The 23,986-nt window shown below is 64.4% G+C and carries 19 protein-coding genes; 9 read left to right on the top strand and 10 right to left on the bottom strand.

Annotated elements, in window-relative coordinates:
* Positions 1-183 precede the first annotated feature (183 nt).
* The 3 genes from P0D68_RS16315 to P0D68_RS16305 all read right to left on the bottom strand — a co-directional run bounded on the left by P0D68_RS16315 (position 184) and on the right by P0D68_RS16305 (position 4,101).
* On the bottom strand, positions 184-537 hold the full coding sequence (locus tag P0D68_RS16315; protein WP_408297559.1) for an NIPSNAP family protein: 354 nt from the start codon (positions 535-537) through the stop codon (positions 184-186).
* Positions 538-699: 162 nt separating this feature from the next.
* Positions 700-2,481 (bottom strand): MFS transporter, encoded by a 1,782-nt coding sequence (locus P0D68_RS16310; protein ID WP_408468686.1) that lies wholly within the window; start codon positions 2,479-2,481, stop codon positions 700-702.
* A gap of 183 nt (positions 2,482-2,664) precedes the next feature.
* A complete protein-coding gene (locus P0D68_RS16305) occupies positions 2,665-4,101 on the bottom strand; it encodes a sigma 54-interacting transcriptional regulator (protein ID WP_408297562.1) in 1,437 nt (478 codons plus the stop codon).
* 1,351 nt (positions 4,102-5,452) lie between these two features.
* On the opposite strand from P0D68_RS16305, the gene P0D68_RS16300 reads away from it, so the two are divergent.
* From P0D68_RS16300 to P0D68_RS16290, 3 genes are all read left to right on the top strand, one after another.
* Complete coding sequence (locus tag P0D68_RS16300; protein ID WP_408297564.1) at positions 5,453-5,737, top strand: hypothetical protein; 285 nt, start codon at positions 5,453-5,455, stop codon at positions 5,735-5,737.
* A 67-nt stretch (positions 5,738-5,804) separates the two neighbouring features.
* Complete coding sequence (locus P0D68_RS16295) at positions 5,805-7,007, top strand: CpaE/TadZ family protein (RefSeq protein WP_091808063.1); 1,203 nt, start codon at positions 5,805-5,807, stop codon at positions 7,005-7,007.
* Positions 7,008-7,151: 144 nt separating this feature from the next.
* A complete protein-coding gene (locus P0D68_RS16290; RefSeq protein ID WP_408297892.1) occupies positions 7,152-8,594 on the top strand; it encodes a nicotinate phosphoribosyltransferase in 1,443 nt (480 codons plus the stop codon).
* Here the strand turns inward: P0D68_RS16290 and P0D68_RS16285 are convergent.
* Positions 8,576-10,438 (bottom strand): ABC transporter ATP-binding protein/permease, encoded by a 1,863-nt coding sequence (locus P0D68_RS16285; RefSeq protein ID WP_408297566.1) that lies wholly within the window; start codon positions 10,436-10,438, stop codon positions 8,576-8,578. The genes P0D68_RS16290 and P0D68_RS16285 overlap by 19 nt on opposite strands.
* 5 nt (positions 10,439-10,443) lie before the next feature.
* Positions 10,444-11,334 (bottom strand): extracellular solute-binding protein, encoded by an 891-nt coding sequence (locus P0D68_RS16280; RefSeq protein ID WP_408297568.1) that lies wholly within the window; start codon positions 11,332-11,334, stop codon positions 10,444-10,446.
* A gap of 205 nt (positions 11,335-11,539) precedes the next feature.
* On the opposite strand from P0D68_RS16280, the gene P0D68_RS16275 reads away from it, so the two are divergent.
* Positions 11,540-11,941, top strand: coding sequence for a winged helix-turn-helix domain-containing protein (locus P0D68_RS16275; protein ID WP_286162198.1), 402 nt, complete (start codon positions 11,540-11,542; stop codon positions 11,939-11,941).
* A 24-nt stretch (positions 11,942-11,965) separates the two neighbouring features.
* On the opposite strand, the gene P0D68_RS16270 is transcribed toward P0D68_RS16275, so the two are convergent.
* The gene (locus P0D68_RS16270) at positions 11,966-13,309 is read right to left on the bottom strand and encodes a DUF2325 domain-containing protein (RefSeq protein WP_408297570.1); all 1,344 of its coding nucleotides are present in this window, start codon (positions 13,307-13,309) and stop codon (positions 11,966-11,968) included.
* A gap of 148 nt (positions 13,310-13,457) precedes the next feature.
* Entirely contained in the window at positions 13,458-14,054 is a 597-nt protein-coding gene (locus tag P0D68_RS16265) for a hypothetical protein (protein WP_408297572.1), read from the bottom strand.
* 402 nt (positions 14,055-14,456) lie between these two features.
* On the opposite strand from P0D68_RS16265, the gene P0D68_RS16260 reads away from it, so the two are divergent.
* Together P0D68_RS16260 and P0D68_RS16255 are read left to right on the top strand one after the other, a co-directional pair.
* Complete coding sequence (locus P0D68_RS16260) at positions 14,457-14,936, top strand: nuclear transport factor 2 family protein (protein WP_408297574.1); 480 nt, start codon at positions 14,457-14,459, stop codon at positions 14,934-14,936.
* 92 nt (positions 14,937-15,028) lie between these two features.
* Positions 15,029-15,907: a 2OG-Fe(II) oxygenase gene (locus P0D68_RS16255; RefSeq protein ID WP_408297576.1), complete on the top strand. Its 879-nt coding sequence runs from the start codon at positions 15,029-15,031 to the stop codon at positions 15,905-15,907.
* 90 nt (positions 15,908-15,997) lie between these two features.
* Here the strand turns inward: P0D68_RS16255 and P0D68_RS16250 are convergent, their stop codons facing one another.
* The 3 genes from P0D68_RS16250 to P0D68_RS16240 all read right to left on the bottom strand — a co-directional run bounded on the left by P0D68_RS16250 (position 15,998) and on the right by P0D68_RS16240 (position 19,148).
* Positions 15,998-16,384, bottom strand: a complete 387-nt coding sequence (locus tag P0D68_RS16250) for a GNAT family N-acetyltransferase (protein WP_408297894.1) — start codon at positions 16,382-16,384, stop codon at positions 15,998-16,000.
* Between the two features lie 85 nt (positions 16,385-16,469).
* On the bottom strand, positions 16,470-17,909 hold the full coding sequence (locus tag P0D68_RS16245; protein ID WP_408297578.1) for an MFS transporter: 1,440 nt from the start codon (positions 17,907-17,909) through the stop codon (positions 16,470-16,472).
* A gap of 357 nt (positions 17,910-18,266) precedes the next feature.
* The gene (locus P0D68_RS16240) at positions 18,267-19,148 is read right to left on the bottom strand and encodes an isocitrate lyase/PEP mutase family protein (RefSeq protein WP_408297580.1); all 882 of its coding nucleotides are present in this window, start codon (positions 19,146-19,148) and stop codon (positions 18,267-18,269) included.
* A 192-nt stretch (positions 19,149-19,340) separates the two neighbouring features.
* Here P0D68_RS16240 and prpR point away from each other — a divergent pair, with 192 nt between their 5' ends.
* The 3 genes from prpR (at position 19,341) to ahpF (ending at position 23,776) form a co-directional block, all read left to right on the top strand.
* Positions 19,341-21,341 carry a propionate catabolism operon regulatory protein PrpR gene (prpR, locus tag P0D68_RS16235; protein WP_408468680.1) on the top strand — a complete coding sequence of 667 codons (2,001 nt, stop codon included), beginning with the start codon at positions 19,341-19,343 and terminating at the stop codon, positions 21,339-21,341.
* A gap of 126 nt (positions 21,342-21,467) precedes the next feature.
* Positions 21,468-22,031: an alkyl hydroperoxide reductase subunit C gene (gene ahpC, locus P0D68_RS16230; RefSeq protein ID WP_091808081.1), complete on the top strand. Its 564-nt coding sequence runs from the start codon at positions 21,468-21,470 to the stop codon at positions 22,029-22,031.
* 152 nt (positions 22,032-22,183) lie between these two features.
* Complete coding sequence (gene ahpF, locus P0D68_RS16225; RefSeq protein WP_408186237.1) at positions 22,184-23,776, top strand: alkyl hydroperoxide reductase subunit F; 1,593 nt, start codon at positions 22,184-22,186, stop codon at positions 23,774-23,776.
* Positions 23,777-23,986: the final 210 nt, after the last annotated feature.

The raw sequence follows: 23,986 nt of genomic DNA, 5'->3' as shown, positions 1-23,986 counted from the left end.
ATGGGTCCGGTCCCACAAGTTCCTCGGACAGCCGTCGCATAGGATGCAGGAAATTCCGAAAGGCCGTCGCGATGGCACCTTGGGCTAGCAAAAAACCGGCCTGTCAGGCAGCGCCGACCTCCTGCATCCCGGCCGCGGTGCTCGGGCATTCCCGCCTCGCCGCAAAGCGCTGCGTGATTGCAATCACGCAGCGTCAGCTGCCGCCGTGTAGACCGGCGGCACGCCCAAGGTGCCCGCCACGACTTCAGTAAAAGTCCGCTCTTCGCGCAGGATAAAGCGCTTCGTTTGGGCCAGCCTGAAATTATCGCGTGCCTCGGAATCGGCGCGCAATCTCGCCCGATACGCTTCGTAGGCCGCGAGGCTCTCGAATGCGATCAAGCCCCATGCAATGTCGTTGGTGCCTTCGTGCGGTAGGAAGTAGCCGACCAGATGGCCGCCGCAACGCGGAATAATGCGGCCCCAGTTGCGGGCGTATTCGTCGAAGGCATCGCGCTGGAAGGGATCGATCTGATAGCGGATGAAGCAGGTTATCGCCATGTGCAAGCTCCCTGTTGGTCGAGGATCGTGGTTTGAAGCACCATGACCGCAGTATGGAGGGCGCCGTGCGGCGATGTTTCAGTGCGGGCTGAACTATGGATGGCTGGCCGTGCGTGTGGCGTGCGTGTGCCTTGTATGCGCCGTGGATCAGGCGCGGCACCTCTAAAGCCGTCGTTGCGGGCTGATCGTCAAAGCCGCGAGCGCCGCGCCGGCCAGCGCGCACAACGCCGACACCAGTGCCACCGCGCGTAATGCCGCGCCGAGCGCGTCTGCCTGGGCACGAGCCAGATCCGGTTGAACTCGTGCCGCTTCCTGCTGGCTTTGGGCCGCATCGCGAGCGGCCTCGGCTTGCTTCTGTGTCCCTGCTGCCCGCGCCCCGTCCGACTTTCCGTCCCCAGCGGCCGGCGGCGCAGCGTCCGCACCCATCCCCACTCGCGCCAGGCTTGCTGCCGCGCGCGCCGCCTGCGGCACATGCAGTGCGTCGAGTTGCGCCTCGAGCGCCGCATCGTGCGACCACACGAACACGATGCCCAGCACCGCGATCGCCAGCAGGCTCGCCACCCGCGCCACCGCGTTGTTGATGCCCGACGCCACGCCCGTGCGCGCGGCGGACACCGAGGTCATCACCGTCGTCGTGAGCGGCGCGACGGTGATGGTCATGCCGAGTCCAAGCACGGCCAGCGCGGGAAGAAAGCCGCGCCAGTATTCGCCGCGCACCCACGGCAACGCGAGCATCGCGAAGCCGGCTGCGGCGACGGCCGGTCCCGTGCTCAGCAACGCCCGCGCGCCAAAGCGGCTCGTCAGGCCGCCGGTAAACCGCGACAGCAAGCCAATGGTCACCGGCACTGGCAACAACGCCGCGCCCGCCTGGGTCGCGCTGTAACCATAGGCGCGGATCAGCGTGAACGGCAGGAAGAACAGCGCGCCGCCCAACCCGAAGTAGACCAGCAGCGTCACGAGATTGGCGCCGACGAAGTCGCGCGAACGAAACACGTCGAGCGGCACCATCGGATTGCGGCTTCTCGCTTCGAGCGCAACGAAAGCGATCAGCACCAGCAGGCCGCCGAGTATCGACGCCAGCACCCAGCGGTCGCCAAAGCCGCGCGCCGAAGCGAGGGTCAGGCCGTAGGTCAAGGCGGCGAGCCCGGCGGTGGCCGTAGCCGCGCCCGGCCAGTCGAGCCGGGCCGATACGTGTTCGGCGCGGCTGGAGGCGGGGTGGGAGAGGGAGGCGGCATCGGCGGACGCGCGTACGGGCGGATCTTCATCGTCTTGCCGGCTGTTCGGCACGGCGATGACCGCCAGCATGACGGTCGCGCAGGCAATGGGCACATTCAGGAAGAAAATGGCCCGCCACGAAAACGCATCCACGAGCCAGCCGCCCGCCAACGGTCCGAGCGCCGAGGTGATAGCGCCGACGCCGGCCCAGGTGCCGATCGCCTGGCCGCGCGCCTTGTCGTCGAACACCGCGCCGATGATGGCGAGGCTGCTCGGCACCAGCAGTGCCGCGCCCACACCCTGCACGGCGCGCGCGGCGATCAGGGCGGCGGCGCCCGGCGCGAGGCCGCAGCCGATCGATGCTAGCGTGAAGAGGCCGATTCCCGCGATGAACACGGTGCGCCGTCCGAGCTTGTCGCCGAGCGAACCGCCCACCAGCACCAGCGCGCCGAGAAACAGCAGATAGGCGTCCACGACCCACTGGATCGCCGCCACGCTGGCGTGCAGTTCGCTCTGGATGGACGGCAACGCGACATTGACCACGGAACCGTCGATGAAGGCCATGCTCGAGCCGAGAATGGTCGCGGCCAGCGCGAGTTTTTTCCGCCGGCAAGGGTGGACGAGACTAAGCGCTTGTGTGCGGATGACGAGCGCATCGCACGGGCTGGCCTGAGCCGGCAGGACGGACGAGGTTCGGCGCTCGAGCGCCGGTGCGTGCTGGTCGGCCAAGTTCGCTCCCGGATGGATGAACGGCCTTCAGCATAGCAATGCCGGCGTGTCGGCGAAAGGAGCGGAGGCTGCCGCGCGATTTCACGCCGATCGGGTCATGGCGCGCGGCGAGGCGCGACTCGGTCCCGCAGAACAGAGCGAAGCACGCCCGACGCAGAAGCGAGGCGGCCGGATTTCACGCGGTCACACCAGCGAAGGGGCCTTCCGCTCAGCCTCGTCGTCGGCATCCGCGCCGCCGCCCGCATTCGCGGCGCGCCCGGCCGCCACGTCCTGATGCAACCGGTTGGCGTGCATCAGCCGGTACAACGTGGCCCGTGAAATGCCGAGTTCGGCCGCGGCCTCGGACAGCTTGTAGCCATGCCGTTGCAGAGCGTGCTCGATGGCGTCTTTCTCGGCCTTGCTGCGGATTTCCGCCAGCGTCACGGCCGGGCCGTTTTCGGCTTCCGGCAAGCCCAGATCGCTGGCCGTGATGAAGCGGCCCTCGCTCATCACCACGGCGCGGCGCACACAATTGATTAGTTCGCGCACATTGCCCGGCCACGGATAGTTCGACATGGCGACGATCGCGTCGCTCGACAGCCCGCGCAGTTTGCGCGCGCCGTCCTGCTTGTACATGCTGAGCGCATAGTTGGCGAGCAGCTTGATGTCGCCGCCGCGCTCGCGCAACGGCGGTTCGACGAGCCGCAGCACGCACAGGCGGTGATACAGGTCGGAGCGGAAGCGGCCGTCTTCGACTGCTTTGTCCAGATCGACGTGGGTCGCCGAAATGACCCGGACATCGACGTTGATCGGGCCATTGCCGCCCAGCCGTTCGATCGTGCCTTCCTGCAGGAAACGCAACAGGACCGCCTGGCATTCATGCGGCATATCGCCGATTTCATCGAGAAAGAGGGTGCCTTCATGAGCGCTCTCGATCCGGCCGATCTTGCGCTGGAGCGCGCCGGTAAAGGCGCCGCGTTCGTGGCCGAACAACTCGGCTTGCAGCAGGCTCGGCGGAATCGCCGCGCAATTGATCGCGACGAAGGTGCGGCCGGCGCGCGGCGAGCGTTCATGGATCGCCCGGGCGGTCAGCTCCTTGCCGGTGCCCGACTCGCCGGCGACGAACACCGGTGCGTCGGTCACGCCGCATTTGTCGATGCGCCGGTACAACTGCTGCATGGCCTCGCATTGTCCGACCATGCCGTGGCGGCCGAGCGACGGCTCCGGCGCGACTTCCACATGCCGCAGGCTCGACAGGCCATGCGCGTGGCCCAGCGCGAACACGAGCCGCTCGTTCAGCCACGGGCGCGTCACGAAATCGAAGCAGTAATCGAGAATGAAACGGCTGACCAGTTCGTTTTCCGCCTGCCCCGGCGCGATCTGGGCGACCCAGTTGGTTTCGACGCGCCGCATGCAGGACGCGAGCGCAGACAGATGTTGGGATGTGCAGTCGAGCGGCAGTTCGACGAGGCCGACTTTGATATTGCCGCGCTCGATCATGCGTTCGGCGACGGCCGTGCTCTTGGCATGCACCGCTTGCCAGCCGGAAGCCGCCAGGAAAGCGGCGAGTTTCTGGTCCGGCGAATTCGACACGTAAAGAACGGTGCGTTCCGTGTCGACAGGCGTGCAAGTCGTATTCATGTTACCCCCGGTTCGATGCTGCTCTCAGGACTGCTCTGCGACGTACTCGACAGACCGGCAGGATGCCGGCTTCCGGCCAACTGAGCTAACCGGTCCGTTTGCGCGGGTCCGGTTAGGGATTGCGCCCCGCCGCCGAGGGATTCTGCTGTCCGCAGCCGGGCGGTGACGGATTCACGGTAGTGGCAATTTCGGGGGCATGGAGCAGGCGGCGCGAGCCGCGATTTGCTACACACCGGACGGGCGGCGCAACAGTGTTCACCGTTGTAACCGCCAGATGATCTCTTCCCCGAATTACACCAGCTGTTTCTTACCTCGTTGGCCTGGTACAAGCGCTCTAGCGGCGCATGGGCTTAACGATAAGCGAAACCGCTTTCCAGCGCCATACAAACAAGTCTGAAGTAAGAAAGGTTTTTTGCATCATCTCACTCGTCCTGACCGTTCAAAAACCGGTGGTCAAGGGCTCCTATGCGCGGAGTCCAACACAGCGTTGCAATTCGCTTTGCCACGGATGAGGAATCGCACCGTCGTTCGAGATTAAGCGTGTCTCATGCCTGCGACACATCGGGCAGCCTGCTTTGCGTACCGATAGGGTTCCGAAGGAACGGCACATTTGACCGGAATGCGACGCGGCCCGCGGTCCCATGCGGGATATGGGAGCGCCGCGCAAGCAGACGGGTCGGTACATCCATACCGGAGCGCGCGGCGGCCGCGATAAGCACGTGTCGGATTCGAATCAATGCGTGCCGTGAAGGGTGCCCACCAACAGTGCGCCACAGCGAAACTCACGGTGGCTTAAGGGTTTGAAGGTGCCTGGCATAGCCGTTGCAATAAGCACTTCACAGGGAATGCGTTGCCGCCCGGTCCATATGGCGGGGAAACCAGATAAAAAAAAGCCGGCGGCAAGCATGGAGACTTCGTAGGCGCGGCCGGGGAAGCCAATGCGTCCTACGAAGGGCGGCGGGGCCACTAAAAAAACGGATGTCAGAAGAAGAGCGGGGCGAATGATCGGTACACCTGACCGGTCATCCGCGAGCGGAGGAAGTAAAACGTCGACCTCGCAAAACAACAGATATCGCCGCCGGAAGGTTGAAAAGCGATACACGGAACAGCGCAAACAAGAGCGTACACAACAGCGGCATATACAACCGCGGCGCATACAACAGCGAAATAGCAGCGACGGGGCAGCGCGCGGTCAAGGACCAACCGGGCGCGACGAGGCGGGGAGGAACGGCCAGAGTCTCCATAGAGAGGCGCAGGTTACGAGGTGGACCGGGCGCCGTGTCCGCGAGTTCGCGGGCACGGCTCACCTGGGACACAGCCTTGAAACAAGACACATTTTTCGGGGGTTGTCATGACCATACATTTCAAACGCGCCGGCACGGCACAGCCGGCGCATGAAGTCACCGCGCGTTCGGTCGGCGCCGTTTATCAACGCCACCTGGCCGCGCCGCGCGCCATGTTCGCCGCGCCGCCGGCCGATCTGCTGACGCTGGTCATTGCCGAAGCAATCAAGCGTAAGGCGCAGGCGGAGATCCAGCGCGAGGCGTTGCGCGACGCGATGTATGAGATGCCGGCATCTCCGGACCGATACCACGATCGCGGGGCGGACATTCGCCCCTCCGATTCCGACGAATAATCAGAACATAGACCGTTGTCGCGGTGGCCACGGCAACCGGACGGCGGCTGAGCGGCGGAGAGCCGGCATGATCGACATCTTCCTGATTTCATCCAGCATGGAGCGCGCGCCGCAAATCGTCGCGCGTCTCGAGGCAAGCGGCGTGGCTTACCGGCTGCGCACCGCTCACGGTTCGGCCCGGCAGGTGCGCGCGCACGCCCGTGCGGTCCGCAGCGCCGAGCTGCTGATCGTCGACGATGTCGATCTGAGCGCGCGTGACCTGGACGGCATCGAGGAGGCGCTTGCCTGCACGCCGGCGCTGCATTGCGTGCTGATGACGCCGGCGCCATCCACGGCATTACTGGGCGTGGCGATGCGTGTCGGCGTGCGGCACGTCCTGTCGTGGCCGCTCGACGCCGACGAGCTCACCACCATCCTGATTCAGGTCGAGGCGCGAAAAAACGCGAGCGGACGGCGCGCCGGACGTGTCGTCTCGCTGGCTTCGAGCAAAGGCGGCAGCGGCACGACGCTGATTGCCGTGAATCTCGCCTATTCGCTCGCCGCGCTGAGCAACCGGCGTGTGCTGCTGATCGACCTGAGTCAGCAATTCGGCGACGCCAGCCTGCTCATGGCCGACAAACCGCCGCCCACCACGCTTGCCGATCTCTGCTCCCAGGTGGAGCGCCTCGACGCCGCGCTGCTCGAATCTTGCGTGATGCATGTCCACGCAAATCTCGATGTGCTGGCGGGCGCAGGCGATCCGCTCAAGGCCGCCGAACTGCTGCCGGCCCAGTTGGCGCGGATTCTCGCACTGGTGCGCGAGCGTTACGACGCGGTGTTGATCGACATTGGCCAGAGCCTCAATCCGCTCACGATCCATGCGCTCGACCACAGCGATGTGATCTGCATGGTGGTGCGCCAGAACCTGCTGTACCTGCACGGCGGACGCCGCATGCTCGATATTTTCAGGGAACTGGGTTATCCGGCGAGCAAGGTGCGGGTCGTGGTGAATCAATACGACAAGAACGCCCAGATCAACCTGCCGAAGCTCGAACAGACGCTCGGCGCGAAGGTGGCGCATCAACTTCCGCGCGACGAAAAACAGGCCAACGAGGCGCTCAGCCGCGGCGTGCCGCTGGTGACGTCGGCTAAAGACAGTACGCTCGCGCAAGGCATCAGCCTGCTGGCGGACATGCTCTGGCCGTCCAGCGCCGAGCGCCGCAAAGGCGTGCTCGGCCGGCTGTTCGCGTCGCGGCCGAACACGCCCCCGCAGCTCAAGCCGGGGCATTGAACTCCACGGGTCAAGCGCGATCTGCTACGTGTTAGCAGTGAATTCGCACGCGCGTGGCATGATCCTGAGTGGAAGGAAGCACCGGGTGAAAGTCCGGCCCGCCCGATCACTCTCGAGAGCGCCACCGTGAGCGCCGCATCGCCCATGCAAAACGAGTTCAACGGTCTCAACGATATCGCGTCGATCCTGTCCAATCCGATTCTCAACACGGATTCGTACAAGGCGTCGCATTTCCTGCAATATCCGCCCGAAGCGTCGGCGATGTTCTCGTACATCGAATCGCGCGGCGGGCGCTACGACCGCACGCTGTTCTTCGGCCTGCAGATGCTGATCAAGGAGTACTTGTGCCGCCCGGTCACGCCGGCCATGATCGATCAGGCCAAGGCATTCTTCACGACGCACGGCGAGCCGTTCAACGAAGCCGGCTGGCGCCACATTGTCGAACACTACGGCGGCTATCTGCCGGTGCGCATTCGCGCGGTGCCGGAAGGCTCGGTCGTGCCGACGCACAACGTGCTCGTCACGGTCGAGTGCGACGATCCGCAAGTGTTCTGGCTGGCTTCGTATCTGGAAACCATGCTGCTGCGCGTGTGGTATCCGATTACGGTGGCGACGCAAAGCTGGCATCTACGTAAAACGATCCGCGACTATCTGCTCAAGAGCAGTGACGACCTCACGCAATTGCCGTTCAAGCTGCACGACTTCGGCGCCCGCGGGGTGTCGAGCGCGGAGTCGGCGGCGATTGGCGGCGCGGCGCACCTCGTCAGTTTCATGGGCTCGGATACCGTGCTCGGCGTGGTCGCGGCGAACCACTACTACAACGAGGCGATGGCGGCGTTTTCCGTGCCGGCGGCAGAGCACAGCACGATCACCTCATGGGGACGCGAACGGGAGACCGATGCGTTTCGCAACATGATCGCGCAGTTCGGCAAGCCGGGCGCGATCGTTTCGGTGGTGTCCGATTCCTACGATCTGTTCGCCGCGCTGCATGCCTGGGGTACGGAATTGAAGCAGACGGTGCTCGACTCCGGTGGCATGCTCGTGATCCGGCCCGACTCCGGCGATCCGCGCACGATCGTCCTGCAAACCATGCAGGCCCTGGAGGCGTCGTTCGGTTCGTCGGTGAACGGCAAAGGCCGGCGCGTGCTCGACAACGTGCGCGTGATTCAAGGCGACGGCGTGAATCCCGACTCGATCGAAGCGATCCTCGCCGCCATCGACGAAGCCGGTTTCGCGGCGGACAACATCGTGTTCGGCATGGGCGGCGCGCTGTTGCAGCAGATCAACCGCGACACGCAGCGCTTCGCGATGAAATGCTCCGCGATCCGTTTAGGCGATGAATGGCACGACGTGCTCAAGGACCCGGTCACGGACGCCGGAAAGCGTTCGATGAAAGGGCGGCTCACGCTGCTGCTGAATCGCCATACCGGCGAGTATCGAACCGCGACGCTACCCATTGAGTGGAGCGAACGCACGGTCGAGGGCGATTGGGAAGAGGCGCTGGTGACGGTGTTCGATTCCGGCAAGTTGCTGATCGACATGTCGCTGGCCGAGATCAGGAGCCGGGCTCACGCGCACGAAGCCTGACGCTCGCCGCTCGCTTGCCAGACCGCAACGCCTGAAGCGCGGAAGTCGACCCTGCACGGCGCGCCTTCGCGCAGGCGGGTATCTTCATTGGCCATGTCGAACCGGACGCCGGCAATATTCACGCGGACATAACGCTCACCGCGCCGCAATTCGACCGCGTCGATCACACCGGCATGCATGCCGGCGTCCGTCACGTGAATGGCGTGCGACGACACGCGCCACATGACCCGCTCGCCGGCGTCGAGCGCGAGCCCGCTGTCACCCGTGCCGATCACGAAGCCCGGAGCGATCTCCACGTGTGCCGATGCGCTCATCACCCCTTCGCCGACGTTGTGCAAGCCGAGCAGGGCGGCCACCCGCATCGACGCCGGCCGCTCGAACACGGCGTCGATCGGACCCGCTTGCAACACGCGGCCCTGTTCGACGACCAGCACTTCGTCAGCCAGCAAAGCGGCTTCATCCGGATCGTGCGTGACGATGATCGTCACCGCCGCGATCTCGCGCTGCAAGGCGCGCAACGATTGCTGCAAGCGGCGCCGCCGCGGCGTATCCAGCGCGGCGAACGGCTCGTCGAACAGCAGCAGTTCGCTATGCCGGGTCAGCGCGCGCGCAAGCGCGACCCGCTGCCGCTGGCCGAACGACAATTGATGCGGCAGGCGCGCGACCAGTTGCGCGAGACCCAGATGATCGAGCCAGTAACGCGCGCTGGCGGAATCGGCATCGACGGGGAAGGCCAGTTGCCGCGCTACCGTCATATGCGGAAACAGGCCGTAGTCTTGCGGCATATAACCGATCTGCCGACGCTCGGGCGGCAGCGTGTCCAATTGCGTCGTGCCGAGCATCACATTGCTCGACGCGTTGGACTCGAGCCCCGCAATCAGCCGCAGCGCCAATGACTTGCCAGAGCCGGACGGCCCGATGATCGCAAGACGCCGCGTGAGCGGCATCCATGCAATGTCGAGATCGAACGCGCCGAGGCGGCGCCGCAAATGGAAGGCGAGGCGCAGGTCCGTGGTGTCGCCGCGGCTCGCGGTCAGGTCCGTGCCGGGTTCGAGCGCGTCGTCGCCATTTTCGGTCTGTGGGAGTGCGCGCTTCTGCCGAAGGCTGTAAATCGACAATGCCGCGCAGACGATCGCGATGCCAAGCGTAGGCAGCAGCAAGGGCATCATCGCCGGAAGGCCCTGGCCGCCGAATACGACATATGTATAGACCGGCAACGAATACGGGTGATAGGCGACCATGACGGTCGCGCCGAATTCGCCGAACGCGCGCAGCCACGCGAGCGCGAGTCCCGCGCGAATCGCCGGCCAGGCCACCGGCAACATGACCCGGAAAAAGCGGCTGGCGGCGTGATGGCCAAGTGTCGCGGCCACGTCGTCGAGTACCGGATCGACGGCGGCGAACGCGGATTTGGCGGCGATGATCAGGAACGGCGCGGCGACGAAAACTTCCGCGAGCACGATGCCTGCGAACGAATCGGTCAGCATGCCGTGAGTCAATTGACCGACCCAGCTATATGGGCCGAGCAGAAACAGCAGCAGCACGCCGCTGGTGAGCGGCGGCAACGCTAGCGGCAACTGCACGAAAAAGCCGAGCAGCGCCACCTTGCGCGAATTCGAGCGCGCCAGAAAATAGCCGAGCGGCACGCCGCCGAGCAAAATCGCGAGCGAGGCCACGCTGGCGCTCGCCGCCGAAACACCGACTGCGGACCACGTGGCGCGCCAGTCGACGTTTGCCCAATCCGCCGCGCCGAGCTGCGGCACACTCGCGATAAACGGAGCGCACAGATAGACGGCCAGCAGCGCGGCTAGCCACAGCAGCGGACGCGCAGCGGTGCGTTTCACCGCGCTTACCGCGTGGCGGCGTCGATCACGGCTTGCAGCGAGGGCGGCATGGCCTGCAGGTTGCCGCTTACGGTCGGTTTGATGACGTCCACGCCATGTTGCTTCAGCAACTCGCGTCCTGTTGCGCTCAACAGGAAGTCGGCGAAGCTGCTCGCGCCTTCACGGTTCGGCGCGTCGCTGAGAATCGTCAGCGTGTAGCTGGCCTTGGCCTGCAATTCGGGCGCCGGGCGGAGCGCCGGAATCTTCAGATCGGATGTTTCAGTGGAATAGAAAAAGCCGGCGTCGAGCTGGCCGGATTGCAGGCGGCCAACCAGCGTTTCCTCAGGCAAGACCTGCTCCGGGTTCTCCGCTGCGCCCAGCGTCTTTTGCACGAGGTCCGGCTGATGGTAGAGCTCGGCCGCCCTGTTCATCATCTCGACGGTGAATGCGCCTTTGGGGTCGAGCTTCGGATCGGTCCGGCCGATGCGGATGCCCGGCTCCTGCAGCACCTCGTCCCAGCGTTTGGTCTTGAACTGCGCGGCGAACCGGCTCTGCGGGTTATAGCCGATCATCAACGGCGATTCGGCGAAGTTCACATACCACGTAACGTGATCGCCATTCGTCGCGCCCATCAGACTGTCATTCACCTTGGGGCTCGCGCTGATAAACACGTCGCCGCGACGCAGCTTGCCCTTGATCTCATTGGCGATCTTGTTCGAGCCCGCTGCGTAGCCGCGGAAATGCTGGCCGGTGGCCTTCTCGAATGCCGGGCCGATGCTGCGCTCCATCAGATTGACGAGCGAGCCGGCGTACAGCACGTTGACCGTGTTGTCCTGCGCCAACGCGGGCGTCGCGGCCGCGATGCCGGTGACGGCCACGAGTGGAGCAACGAGAGAAGCGAACAGCTTGCGAATCATGCGACGACCCCGAAACGTTATTAAGAGCGCTATATTACGACGTCGGCACGTTGTATGGCTTGCAGCCCCCACTGATTGCCTCGTTTGAGCGGCATCGTCGCCGGGTTGTCCGGATTGTGAAGACTACGGACACTGTTTCCCCGGCCCCCGCTGACGGCTATCCGGCCAGGTGGCAGCACCAGGCGGTTCGTGTATGCTTTCGCGCATGGCCGACACCCCCAAAACCAAATCCGCACCCGCGGCAAAAAAAGCCGCGAAGGCGCGCCCCGAAGTGCGCTTCAGAATGCGCATTCGCAGCGCAGACGCGGTCGCTCTCGGGCCGGGCAAAGTCGACTTGCTCGAAGCCGTGCGCGAATTCGGCTCGATCTCGGCGGCGGCGCGCAGTCTCGGTATGTCGTACCGGCGCGCGTGGCTCCTGATCGACGAGCTGAACCGTTCGCTCAAGTCGCCTGCCACGCATTCGGAGCAGGGCGGGCAAAGCGGCGGCGGCTGCACGCTGACTTCCGTTGGCGAGACCATCATTCGCCTGTATCGCGACGTCGAAGTCGAGGCGCAGCGAAGTTGCGCGAAACAGATTGCCGAGCTGACCCGGTTGATCCGCTCCTGAACGGTTGAGTCCTTCAGGCCGTTGTTAGCCGTGTCGCAGGCAAAAAGCCGAAGACGGCGGATTGGCGAGTCGCGCGAGATTCTCGGGGTTCAGGCGGCCCATCAATTCGACAAAGCTCGCCACGCTCGCCGTACGTAGCGGGCGATAGTCGATCTGATGGCGCTCGCACACGCGCTTGAGCGTATTCATCGAATCATGATCGACGCAGTCAACCGGGAACACCACGAGATCCGCTCCCGGCAGAGCCGCGGCAAGCATGCCTTTGCGGTCTTCCACGCCGCCGTCGTGCACGACCAGATCGCCGCCGGCCGCTTCCACTAGCCGCTTGAGCATGTTGTTGGAGCCGGGCCTTCCGCCTACATACACGATCCGTTTGCCGCGTACGCTGCCGAGGCTCGCCGCGCGCGCGCCCGGTCCGCTCGCTGCGTCGGCGGTCGCGTGCTCGAGGGCGTCGCATTCGCTCTGGACCAGCTTGAGCAGCGTCAGCGTTTGATCGTAGCGCTTGCGCAGCGCGAGCGCCGCGTCCTGTTCCTGGAGCACCCGTTGCTCCGCGGCCTCGCGACGGTTCGTATGCAGCGCGACACGCTGATCGGCATCAACCAGTTTGTCGCGTAGCCGGTGTATCTCGGCTTCGAGACCGGCGGTGTCGGCTGGTATCTGACGGGGTGTCCGTGCTGTGAGCCGGGCGATCTGCTCATCGAGCGCGGCAAGCGACGCGTCGTGTTGCAGGGTGAGTTCCTGCATGCGGCGCTGCTGCTGTTCGACTTTGTCTCTCAAGGCAGCGTTTTCCTCTTCGAGCGCGACCAGCCTGCGAATGTCCGCGCGATTGGCGGCGCCCACCAGATGCGACAGCATGTGCAAGTCGCCGAACGCTTTCTGGCGCACGGGCATGGTTGCACAAGGATGCGTCATCAACGCCCAATAGGCCGGTGGGATGTCGCCGCTTTTCAGCGCCTCATCCCAGCGATCGAGCAGGTCCGCGTCATTCGTGGCTTTGTCGAAGCGGCGGATCGCGCCGGCATAGTGGTCGTCGAGAAGCTTCTGCAGCGCTTTGGCGGCCGCACCGCCTTCGATCGCGAGTTCGACCGCAGCGTGATGAATCTCCAGATCGCTCGCGTCGTGGCGATCGAGTCCCGTGAATTTGGGCACCAGCTTGCGCAATTCGTGCGTGCCGAGACACGTGCCGATGATCGAACAATGCAGATGGCTGTCGAGTTCGCCGAGGCGCGCGCGCCGTTTGGTATTCGGGAGCGACACCTTGCCGGGCGTGCAGCACGGATCGGTGCCGCGCATGCCGGTCACGGCAAGCTCGTCGCCGGAGAGTTTCAGACGCGTGGGCTGGGCGAGGCGAAACGGGGGCGTGTGCATGGGAATCTCGAATCCGGTTTGGTGTCAGGCGGATTGAAAGTGCGTGCAGAGCGCGTCGCGCACTTTCGCTGCGCGAGCGTGGGTACCGATATATTCAGAAAGATATAGCGGTGGACGAGAGAAAGCGTTCATCTGTGGCAGTGGCGAATCAGTCGTTCGAGCGGGCGAGGGCGGGTTCGGCGGCGCGCAACTTGCGTCGGTCCACGGTGGCGTCTGTCGTGCCTGGGGCTGCGGCGCGTTTGCCGGCTGCCGGAGCCAGTTCGCCCGCCGCCCATGCGTGCTGGTCGAGCACATGCGCGACGCACAGGCCCACGAAGGCCGCATCGAGCCGTTCGAGTTCGGCGACCACCTTGCGTAGCGCCGCGAGGTCGTTGCTGAACGTGTCGGAAAAGATCGCGTCGCGCAACTGTTCGGCGCAGCGTGCTTCTTCGATCGTCGCTTTCAGATCGCGCAGACGCACGAACGCCGCGGCTTTCGCCTGCTCGGCGAGCACCGATAGCAACTGGTTCAACGAGTGCGAGCCGGACGTGCCGACCGAGGCGAAATTCCACTGCTCGTCGGTCAGCATGAGGACGAAGCGCTGCACGCTGCCGTAGAGGCGCCGGTAAGCGTCGACGACATCGCGGATCGACTCGGCGCGACCGCGCTCGGACGCCGACTTCACCGCCACGATGGTCGACGAAAGCTCGTTCGGCAAGCGCCCGAGGCGTCCTGCCGGGGCGGATGAAATGGATCGGCTGCGCACCGCTACTGGCTCCTGCTTGCTTGTTTTGCTTCGTCGCGCGCGGCGGGGAGGCGCGATGAAAGACACGCCGCCACGCCCCACGAAGCTTACCGTGATATTCGGTAGGATATAACGAAAAGCAAAAAGTGTGTTGAATAGACGCCGTTTCCCGATGCATTACGCCAGATTTGAATTGCGATCGGCGAATCGCGCGACCCCAACTCCGGTCGGCCTGTTCTCGCCAGCCGCCCTCTGTTCGGCACCGCGCTCTGCCGCGCAGCGTGGCGTCGAACGGATAGGCGTGCCGGGCCGCCCACGTGGGCCCGGTTTTCCGATATCGTGTGCTGCGTGTCCGTCGCCGAATTTTCGCCGGGCCGCTTTCCGGATCGCATTCACGACCGGGCAACGCAAAACGTCAAAACAATGAGCCATCCCAACACCGAACTGATCCAGCGTTTCTACACGGCGTTCCAGCAACGCGACGCCGAAACCATGGTGGCCTGTTATGCCGACGACGTCGTCTTCAGCGACCCGGCGTTCGGCGAGTTGCACGGCGACGAAGCGCGCGACATGTGGCGCATGCTGGTGGCGCGCGCGCAAGACTTCTCGCTGACGTTCGAAGGCGTCGAAGCGGACGACCGTCACGGCCGCGCGCACTGGGTGGCCAGTTACCTCTTCAGTCAGACGGGCCGTGCGGTGGTCAACCGCATCGACGCGCGGTTCGTGTTCCGCGACGGCCGTATCGTCGAACATCGCGACAGCTTCGATTTGTGGAGCTGGACCCGTCAGGCATTGGGCCTCAAGGGAACACTGCTCGGCTGGACGCCGCTCGTGCAGCGCGCCATCCGCGCCCAGGCGAGAAAGGGGCTAGACCTTTACCGGCGGCGGCAACGGCGCGCGTGAGCCGCGCGTCGCCTTCAGGCCGAGGGCGGCGCGCTTGCTATCATTCAGCCACGTGATGCTGTATTTCTTCAAGCGGACGAACGAGGAACGTTATGCCAGTAGTGGATGCCGCATGGGAAGAGTGGCTGAGCAGCAACGTGGCGCGCGGCTGCAGTCCGGATTCGATGATCGACGCCATGGTGCAGGCCGGTTTCGCCACCGAGGCCGCGCGCCTCGCCGTGCACAAGACCTTCGGCCTGAACCCGGCCAATGCCGCCTTTGCCGCGGCCGCCGCGACCGAGGCGGCGCTAGCCAAGGCCGCGCCGCAAACGTACCGGTACGACGATCCTCCCGTTGCGCGCGGCAACGTGATCCGGGCGTACGATCGTGACGTGCGCGTGCTGATGCGCTGCGAGCGGCCGCAGGTGATCGTGTTCGGCGACGTGCTGTCGCCGGATGAGTGCGCCGAGATGATCGAACGCTCGCGGCATCGGCTGAAACGGTCCACGACTGTGAATCCGGACACCGGCAAGGAAGACGTGATCCGTAACCGCACTAGCGAAGGCATCTGGTATCAGCGCGGCGAAGATTCGTTTATTGAGCGGATGGACCGGCGCATATCGAGTCTGATGAACTGGCCGGTCGAAAACGGCGAAGGGCTGCAGATTCTGCATTACGGCACGACCGGCGAATACCGCCCGCATTTCGACTACTTTCCGCCGGATCAACCCGGCAGCGCGGTGCATACCGCGCAAGGCGGCCAGCGCGTGGCCACGCTGGTGATCTATCTGAACGACGTACCCGACGGCGGCGAAACGATCTTCCCGGAAGCGGGCATGTCGGTCGCGGCACAGCAGGGCGGCGCGGTGTATTTCCGCTATATGAACGGCCAGCGTCAACTCGATCCGTTGACCTTGCACGGCGGCGCGCCGGTGCTCGCCGGCGACAAATGGATCATGACGAAGTGGATGCGCGAACGTGCTTACGGCTAGCGCACGCGCACTCCGCGCAGCCGCCTGAGCGGCGCTAGCGGATTTGCTCGCCGGCCTGATTCGTTGTGGTGTGGTTCGCCCGCGCCGTGTTCAAGCTGTCTTGTAGACGTCGGGGTTATGCAACTCCATATAACGCTCCGGATTCGCCGGTGCCCGGAAGCCATGCGGCTCGTAGACGTGATGCGCGTCCGTCGTCACCAGCATGATTCTCCGCAAAGCCTGGAGCGAGGGGCTCGCGAATACGTGCTTCATCAATGCGGACGCATATCCCTTGCCGCGATAGGCCGGCAGCACGAAGACATCGCACAGATACGCGAAGGTCGCTTCGTCCGTAATCAGGCGCGCGAACGCGATCTGCCGGCCTTCGATATAGCCGCCGAAACATAGCGAGCCCGCGACAGCCCGCTCGAACGTCTCGCGCGGCATGCCCTTGGCCCACGCGGTTTCCTGCGACAGGAACGTGTAGACCGTTTCCATCTCGAGATCGGCTTTGTTGCTCGAAATCCTCAACTCGTGTGTGTGCACTGTGTATCTCCGCCTGTTTTGTCGAAGCGTGCCGCCGTCAACCTTTCGCCGGATCCTCGCTGCCGCGCGACCCGCCGCCTATGCTCTGGCCGGCATTTCGTGCGAGACCCATGTAACCGGTCACGGATACCAGTGTCACCACGCCCGCGAACAGGAACGCGAGGCGAAAATCGTCGAGTGTGAACAGGCGGCCCGTGGTCTCGCCGTTGAAGAAGGCCGCCGCGCGCAACGACACGGCGCCGAATGCGATGCCGAGGCCGATCGTCATCTGCGCCGCCGCGCTCCATAGCGTGCTGGCCGCGCTCATCTGCGGTTGGGCGACGTCAGCGTAGGCCAGCGTGGCGAGTGTCGAGAACTGCATCGAACGCGCCACGCCGTAGACAAATACGACGAACAGCACCAGCACGAGCGGCACGTTCGGCGTCAGCAACCCGCACGCGATGATGAACACGCCGGCCACCGTCACGTCGACGATCGACACCATGCGGAAACCGTAACGCTGCAGGATGCGCGTGGTCAGCGCCTTCATGCCGAGATTGCCGAGCGCGCTCGCGAGCAGCAACAGCCCCGACTTGAACGCCGACAGGCCGAAACCGACCTGGAAGAGCAGCGGCATCAGATAAGGCACCGCGCCGATGCCGATGCGCGTGAACGACCCCGTCACGACCGTGACGGAGAAGGTCGGGATCTTCAGCGTCGAGACATCGACGAGCGGATGGGGATGACGCTTCGCGTGCTGGAACGCCACCACGCCCATCAGCAGGCCGCCGAGGATGATCGCGCCGGCGACCCACGGATTCTCGCCGGGCTGGCTCGCCAGTTCCGCGCCATAGAGAATCGCCGTCAGCGTTGCGCCGCTCAGGAGCAGGCCGACCATGTCGAGCGGCTTGCGCTCGGTGCCGCGCAGGTTCGGCACCAGCGCGAGCGCGATCGCCATGGCCGCGAGACCGAACGGCACGTTGAGCAGGAAGATCCAGCGCCACGACGCGTAGGTGGTGATGAAGCCGCCAATCGGCGGCCCGACCACGGGAGCTGCAATTGCCGGCCATGTAATGGTGGAAATCGCCTGCATCATGCGGCTTTTTTCGGTGCTGCGGACCACGATCAGGCGGCCCACAGGAACCATCATCGCGCCGCCCATGCCTTGCAGCAGACGCGCGACGGTGAACTCCACGACGTTCTGCGAGAGACCGCACAACACGGAGGCTACGGTGAATATGCCGATCGCGCTGAAGAACACCGTGCGTGAGCCGCAGCGGTCGGCGACCCAGCCGCTTGCCGGAATGAAGATCGCCAGCGCCAGCATGTAGGCCGTCATGCCGAGGCTGAGACTGTTGGGACCCACGCCGAACGAGTGCGCCATCTGCGGCAGCGCAGTGGCGATCACGGTGGTGTCGAGGTACTCCATGAAGAAGGTGGCGGCGACGATATAGGGCAGCCAGCCGACATGCGCGTTGCGCGTATCCGTGCCGCTCATTGCGCTGTCTCCGCCGCGCTGCGTGCCGTGTCGTGCGAACGCCGGTGGGCGTCGATGCGGTGAGCGCGCCGGTGCGTTGGGCGCGATGGTTTGGCCTTCATGTTCTTGCGACTACCTTTCGAAAACGTGTTTCCGGGATCCGCGCGAGGCGGACGAGCGACGCGCGCGCAGCCGCGTTTGACGCGCTCGCGAAGCCATTGAAGATGGCACGCGAGCGCCAGCCCTGAATCCTAACGCAATAAATGGCGCCACACCGAAGGTGAGGGCGGTCGCCGCGCATCACGCAGGCGGCGCACGCGGCATGCCTGCAAGCCGGCGTGCGCCCCTTTACCGGAAACACTGCTTTCTATAAACCGCTCAGTCTTTCGCGGCGTACTCGCGGTCCAGCTTGTCATACAGCGGCTTGTTGACGAGCCGCTGACGTTCGCTAAACGGCGCGACGAGCGTGGCGTCCTCGTCGAGGCGGCCATTGCTCTTCAGCGTGCCGAGCGCGCGCTGCATGCCGAGCACCGCGCCTTGCAGCGCCGCGTTCGCGTACAGCACGATGCCGTAGCCGAGCTTGGCGAGCGCCTCGCGCGATTGCACCGGCGTCTTGCCGCCAATCACGATATTGATCAGTTGCGGCTTGTCGAACAGACCCGGCAGACGCTCGATGTCGGCGAGCGATTCGGTCGCTTCGATAAACAGAATGTCGGCGCCGGCTTCGATGAAACGATGGCCGCGCTCGATTGCGTCCTCGATACCGTGGACCGCGGCCGCGTCCGTGCGCGCCATGATCTGCAGATTGCCGTCTTCGCGGGCATCCACGGCTGCGCGAATCTTGCCGACCATCTCGCTTGCGCTCACCACTTCCTTGCCGGCGAAGTGGCCGCATTTCTTCGGCATGATCTGGTCTTCGAACTGGATCACGTCGGCGCCGCTACGCTCGAGCACGCGCACCGTCTGGCGCACGTTCAGCGCGTTGCCGAAGCCGGTGTCGGCGTCGACGATCAGCGGCAGCGCAACCGCGTCGCGAATCCGCGCCGTGTGTTCGGCCACTTCGGCAAGGCCGATGAAACCCAGGTCGGGCAGGCCGAGCGACATATTGGTGACCCCCGCGCCCGTAATGTAGATCGCCTCGAAACCGGCGTCCTCGATCACGCGCGCGCTCATCGCGTTGAAGGCGCCCGGCACGAGCAGGCCCTGGCGTTGGTTGACTTTGGCGCGGAAGGCGGCGCGGCGGGTGGCGGAAGTGCTCATGACAGTGTGTCTCCAGAAGGAAAAGGCAGGGCGTAGTTTTGCAGGAAGCGTGCCATTTCGTCGTCTCGGCGATTTGGTTCGAACAATCAACAGGTTAGCTGGAAAGCCGAGGCGTGACGGTTGGTGGCACAATGGAGCCCGTGTTCCGTGGAACGTTTCATGGAACGTTTCAGAAAAGAACGGAGCGCTGCTGTGTCCACTTTCCCGTCGTCCCTCGCGAATGCCGATCCGGGCCGCCCAGGCGTTGCATTGGTGAGTATCAGCCGGTTGCAGTCGCTTTGCGAGACCGTCGCGCCGCGCTATGCCGGGCGCGCGAAATTCTTTTCAGTTCGGGAAGGCTACGGCGCCGCGGTCACCGCCTTGCAGGCGTACGTGGACGCGGGTTCGGTGGACGTCGTGCTGGCCGCCGGCTCGAACGGCGCGTACCTGCGCGATAACCTGAATGTGCCGGTGGTGATGGTCAAGGTGAACGGCTTCGACGTGCTGAGCGCGATCACCCGCGCCACGACCAGCTGGCCCAACGCGCAGATCGGCCTCGTCCTGCACGAAACGATCTCGCACGAACTGGCCGACCTGAGCGCGTGGTTGAAAGTCGGCCTGAAACAGCGCGCCTACCGTTCGATCGACGAAGTGCGGCTCGCGGTCGACAACCTCGCCGCCGAAGGCTGCAGCGTCATCATCGGACCCGGCATGGCCTGCGATCTAGCCCAGCAGGCCGGCCTCGCGAGCGTGTTCCTGTATTCGCTGGGCGCGGTCGAGGAAGCGTTCGAGCGCTCCGTGGAACTGGCGCGCGTGAGCCGTCAGAAGGAATCGAAACGCGTGCGCCTGAATACGATCGTCGCGCATCTGCGCGACGGCGTCGCCGCTTTCGACGACGCCGGCCAGGTCGAGGCCGTCAACCCGGCCATGCTCGATCTGCTCGGCATCGACCGCGAGCGGGACGTGTCCGCGCAAGTGGAGCGCGCCGTCGGGCCGCTGCTGCGCGAGACGCTCGACCATGACCTTCCCATCGAGGAGCGTATCGAGCAGATCGGCGCCCGCGCGCTGATCGTCAATTGCGTGCCGATCGTCGAACAGGGCGTGCGCTCCGGTTCCGTGGTGACGCTGCAGGACGCGCTGGTCGCGCAGCGGATCGACCGCTCGCTGCGCACCAGCCAGCGGCCGAAACATCTGGTGGCGCGGCATCAACTGGACGATCTGATCGGCGACTCGGCGGCGCTCGGCCGTGTGCGGCGGCTCGCGCGCGCCGGCGCGGCGCACGACGCGACCGTGCTCCTCAGCGGCGAAAGCGGAACCGGCAAGGAACTGGTCGCGCAGGGCATCCATAATGCGAGCCGGCGGCGCGGCAATCCGTTCGTCGCGTTCAATTGCGCGGCGCTGCCCGAAGGGCTGATCGAGAGCGAACTGTTCGGCCATGAGGAAGGCGCGTTTACCGGCGCGCGGCGCGGCGGCAAGCCGGGCCTGTTCGAAATCGCCCATACCGGGACGATTTTCCTCGACGAAATCGGCGAAATGCCGGCGGCGCTGCAAAGCCGTCTGCTGCGGGTTCTGCAGGAGCGCGAGGTGATGAAGCTCGGTTCGGGACGCGCCACGCCGGTCGACGTGCGGGTCATCGCCGCCACGCACCGTGACCTGCACGCGCTGGTCGAGCAGGGCGGATTTCGCGCGGATTTGTATTTTCGTCTGAATCTGCTTCAGATAGAATTGCCGCCGCTACGCGAACGTCGTGAAGACGTCCCGCAACTGGCGCGGCACTTGTTAAGCCGCAGCGCGCTCCAATATGGGTTGTCGGAGGCCGCGGTGGAGCGGGTGCTGGCGTTTCTCGCGCCCCTGTTCGCCCGCTACGCGTGGCCCGGCAACGTCCGGGAGCTGGAAAATCTGCTGACGCGCGCCGCAATCTATCCTGGCGGCGCTGCCGGCGAAGCCGGTGAGGATTGGCAGGCGGTGTTTCCGGAATTCGGACGCATGGAGCAGGCGACGGCCGGCAAGGCGAGCATCAGCGTCTCAGGCATAAGCGGCCCGAACGGCTCGAACACCACCGCCGAAGCCGCCCGGGCCCGCTCGAACCCGACCCGAGAGGACGTTCTGGACGCTCTCGAAAAGGCCGGCGGCAACCGCGCAGCGGCAAGCCGGGCGTTAGGAATCGGCCGCACGACCCTCTGGCGGCTCATGAAACACCAATCCACGGCGTGATAGCCCGCGAGAGTTGATAAATAGCGTCAGACTATCGCCATCATTAAAACAATCCGCTTTACCTATTAAGCGCCGTCTGACATACTGACTCCACTTTCCAACCACTCAGAAAGAGGACTCAGCAAAATGCCGATCATCAATAGTCAAGTCAAACCGTTCAAGGCACAGGCTTATCACAACGGCGATTTCGTGACCGTCACTGAAGAAAGCCTGAAGGGCAAGTGGTCGGTTTTCGTTTTCTATCCGGCCGACTTCACGTTTGTTTGCCCGACCGAACTGGGTGACCTGGCCGATCGCTACGCCGAATTCCAGAAGCTCGGCGTGGAAATCTACAGCGTGTCGACCGATACGCACTTCACGCACAAGGCATGGCACGACACGTCGGACACGATCCAGAAGATCAAGTACCCGATGCTGGCTGACCCGACGCTCGCAATCTCGCGCAACTTCGACGTACTGATCGAAGAAGAAGGCCTGGCATTGCGCGGCACGTTCGTGATCAACCCGGAAGGCGAGATCAAGCTGAGCGAAGTGCACGACAACGGCATTGGCCGTGACGCCGGCGAACTGCTGCGCAAGGTGCAAGCTGCGCAATACGTCGCGGCTCACCCGGGTGAAGTGTGCCCCGCCAAGTGGACGCCGGGCGCAGAAACGCTGACCCCGTCGCTCGACCTGATCGGCAAGATCTAAGGTCTCAGGACCAGTGTTACCGGGCGCCTCGCGGCGCCTCATCGTGCGGACCGCTTCTTACAGTGGTTCGCGCGTCCCCGGACCGCACCTGTCCTATCCGGATGCGTGCGGCGCCGGGAACCCAACACCCATCGTCACGGAATCGAATAGCCATGCTTGATGCCAATCTCAAGACTCAGTTGAAAACGTACCTCGAAAAGGTTAGCAGGCCTATCGAGATCGTCGCATCGGTCGACGACAGCGCAAAATCGCAAGAGCTGCTGGCATTGCTGAACGATATCGCGACGTTGTCGGAACGCGTCACCGTGATCGAGCGTCGTGGCGACACCGAGCGCAAGCCGTCGTTTTCGATCGGCGAGCCGGGCAAGGAAACGGGCATCCGTTTCGCCGGTATTCCCATGGGGCATGAATTCACGTCGCTCGTCCTCGCGCTGTTGCAGGTCGGCGGCCATCCGGTCAAACTCGAAGACGCCGTGATCGAACAGATCCGCAATCTCGACGGCGACTATCAATTCGAAACGTATTTTTCGCTGTCATGCCAGAACTGCCCGGAAGTCGTCCAGGCACTGAACGTGATGGCGCTGATCAACCCGCGCATCCGCCACGTGGCGATCGACGGCGCCCTGTTCCAGAACGAAGTCGAAGCGCGCCAGATCATGGCGGTACCGACCATGTTCATGAACGGCGAAGTGTTCGGCCAGGGCCGCAGCGGCGTGAAGGAAATTCTCGCGAAGCTCGACACCAACGCTGGTGCGCGTGCCGCGAAGGAACTGGAAAAGAAGCCGGTGTTCGACACGCTGATCGTCGGCGGCGGGCCCGCGGGCGCGGCTGCGGCCATCTACTCGGCGCGCAAGGGTATTGCGACGGGCGTGGTGGCGGAGCGCTTCGGCGGCCAGGTGCTGGATACGCTGGCTATTGAAAACTTCGTCTCCGTGACGGAAACCGAAGGGCCGAAGTTCGCCACGGCGCTCGAACAGCACGTGAAGAGCTACGAAGTCGACATCATGGACGTGCAGCGCGCTGAAGCGCTGATCCCGGGCCGCATCAACGAAGTGCGTCTCGCGAATGGCGCGGTGCTGAAGGCGAAGACGATCATTCTGGCAACCGGCGCGCGTTGGCGCGAAATCAACGTGCCGGGCGAGCGCGAGTACCGCAATCATGGCGTGGCGTACTGCCCGCACTGCGATGGTCCGCTGTTCAAGGGCAAGCGTGTTGCGGTGATCGGTGGCGGCAATTCGGGCGTCGAAGCGGCAATCGACCTCGCGGGTATCGTGCGTGAAGTGACGCTGTTCGAGTTCGGCGCCACGTTGCGTGCCGACGAAGTGCTGCAACGCAAGTTGCGCAGTCTCGCGAACGTGACCATTGTCACGCAGGCACAGACCACGGAAATCACCGGCGACGGCAAGAAGGTCAACGGTCTGGTCTATAAGGATCTGCGTTCGGGCGAAGTGAAGCAGGTCGAACTGGAAGGCGTGTTCGTACAGATCGGTCTCGTGCCGAATACCGAATGGCTCAAAGGCACGGTGGAGTTGTCGAAGCACGGCGAGATCGTCGTCGATGCACGCGGCGCAACCTCAGTGCCGGGCGTGTTCGCCGCGGGCGACGTGACCACGGTGCCGTTCAAGCAGATCGTGATCGCCGTGGGCGAGGGCGCAAAGGCATCGCTGTCGGCATTCGATTACCTGATCCGCAATAGCGAAGAAGTGGAAGTGGCTAGTGAGGTTGAGGCCGAAGTAGCGGCTTGAGTTAGTGGTAGGGAAAGTGGACGGCGGCCTTCGGGCCGCCGTTTTTGTTTGAGGTTGCCGTACAGGGCTGTTGCGTGCCTAAAAAAACCAACGGCCGCCTTATATGGATTCGCCCGACAACGGTCAAGCCGCCTTGCGCGAGGCAAGCCGCTTCCCAAACACCCGTTTCATTCCCCCGCTCGACCCACACTCCATACGCCTCTTCAGCGC

This window comes from Paraburkholderia sp. RL17-380-BIE-A, assembly GCF_046028085.1.
GTDB lineage: Bacteria > Pseudomonadota > Gammaproteobacteria > Burkholderiales > Burkholderiaceae > Paraburkholderia.
This window is presented reverse-complemented; position numbering and strand designations above follow the sequence as displayed.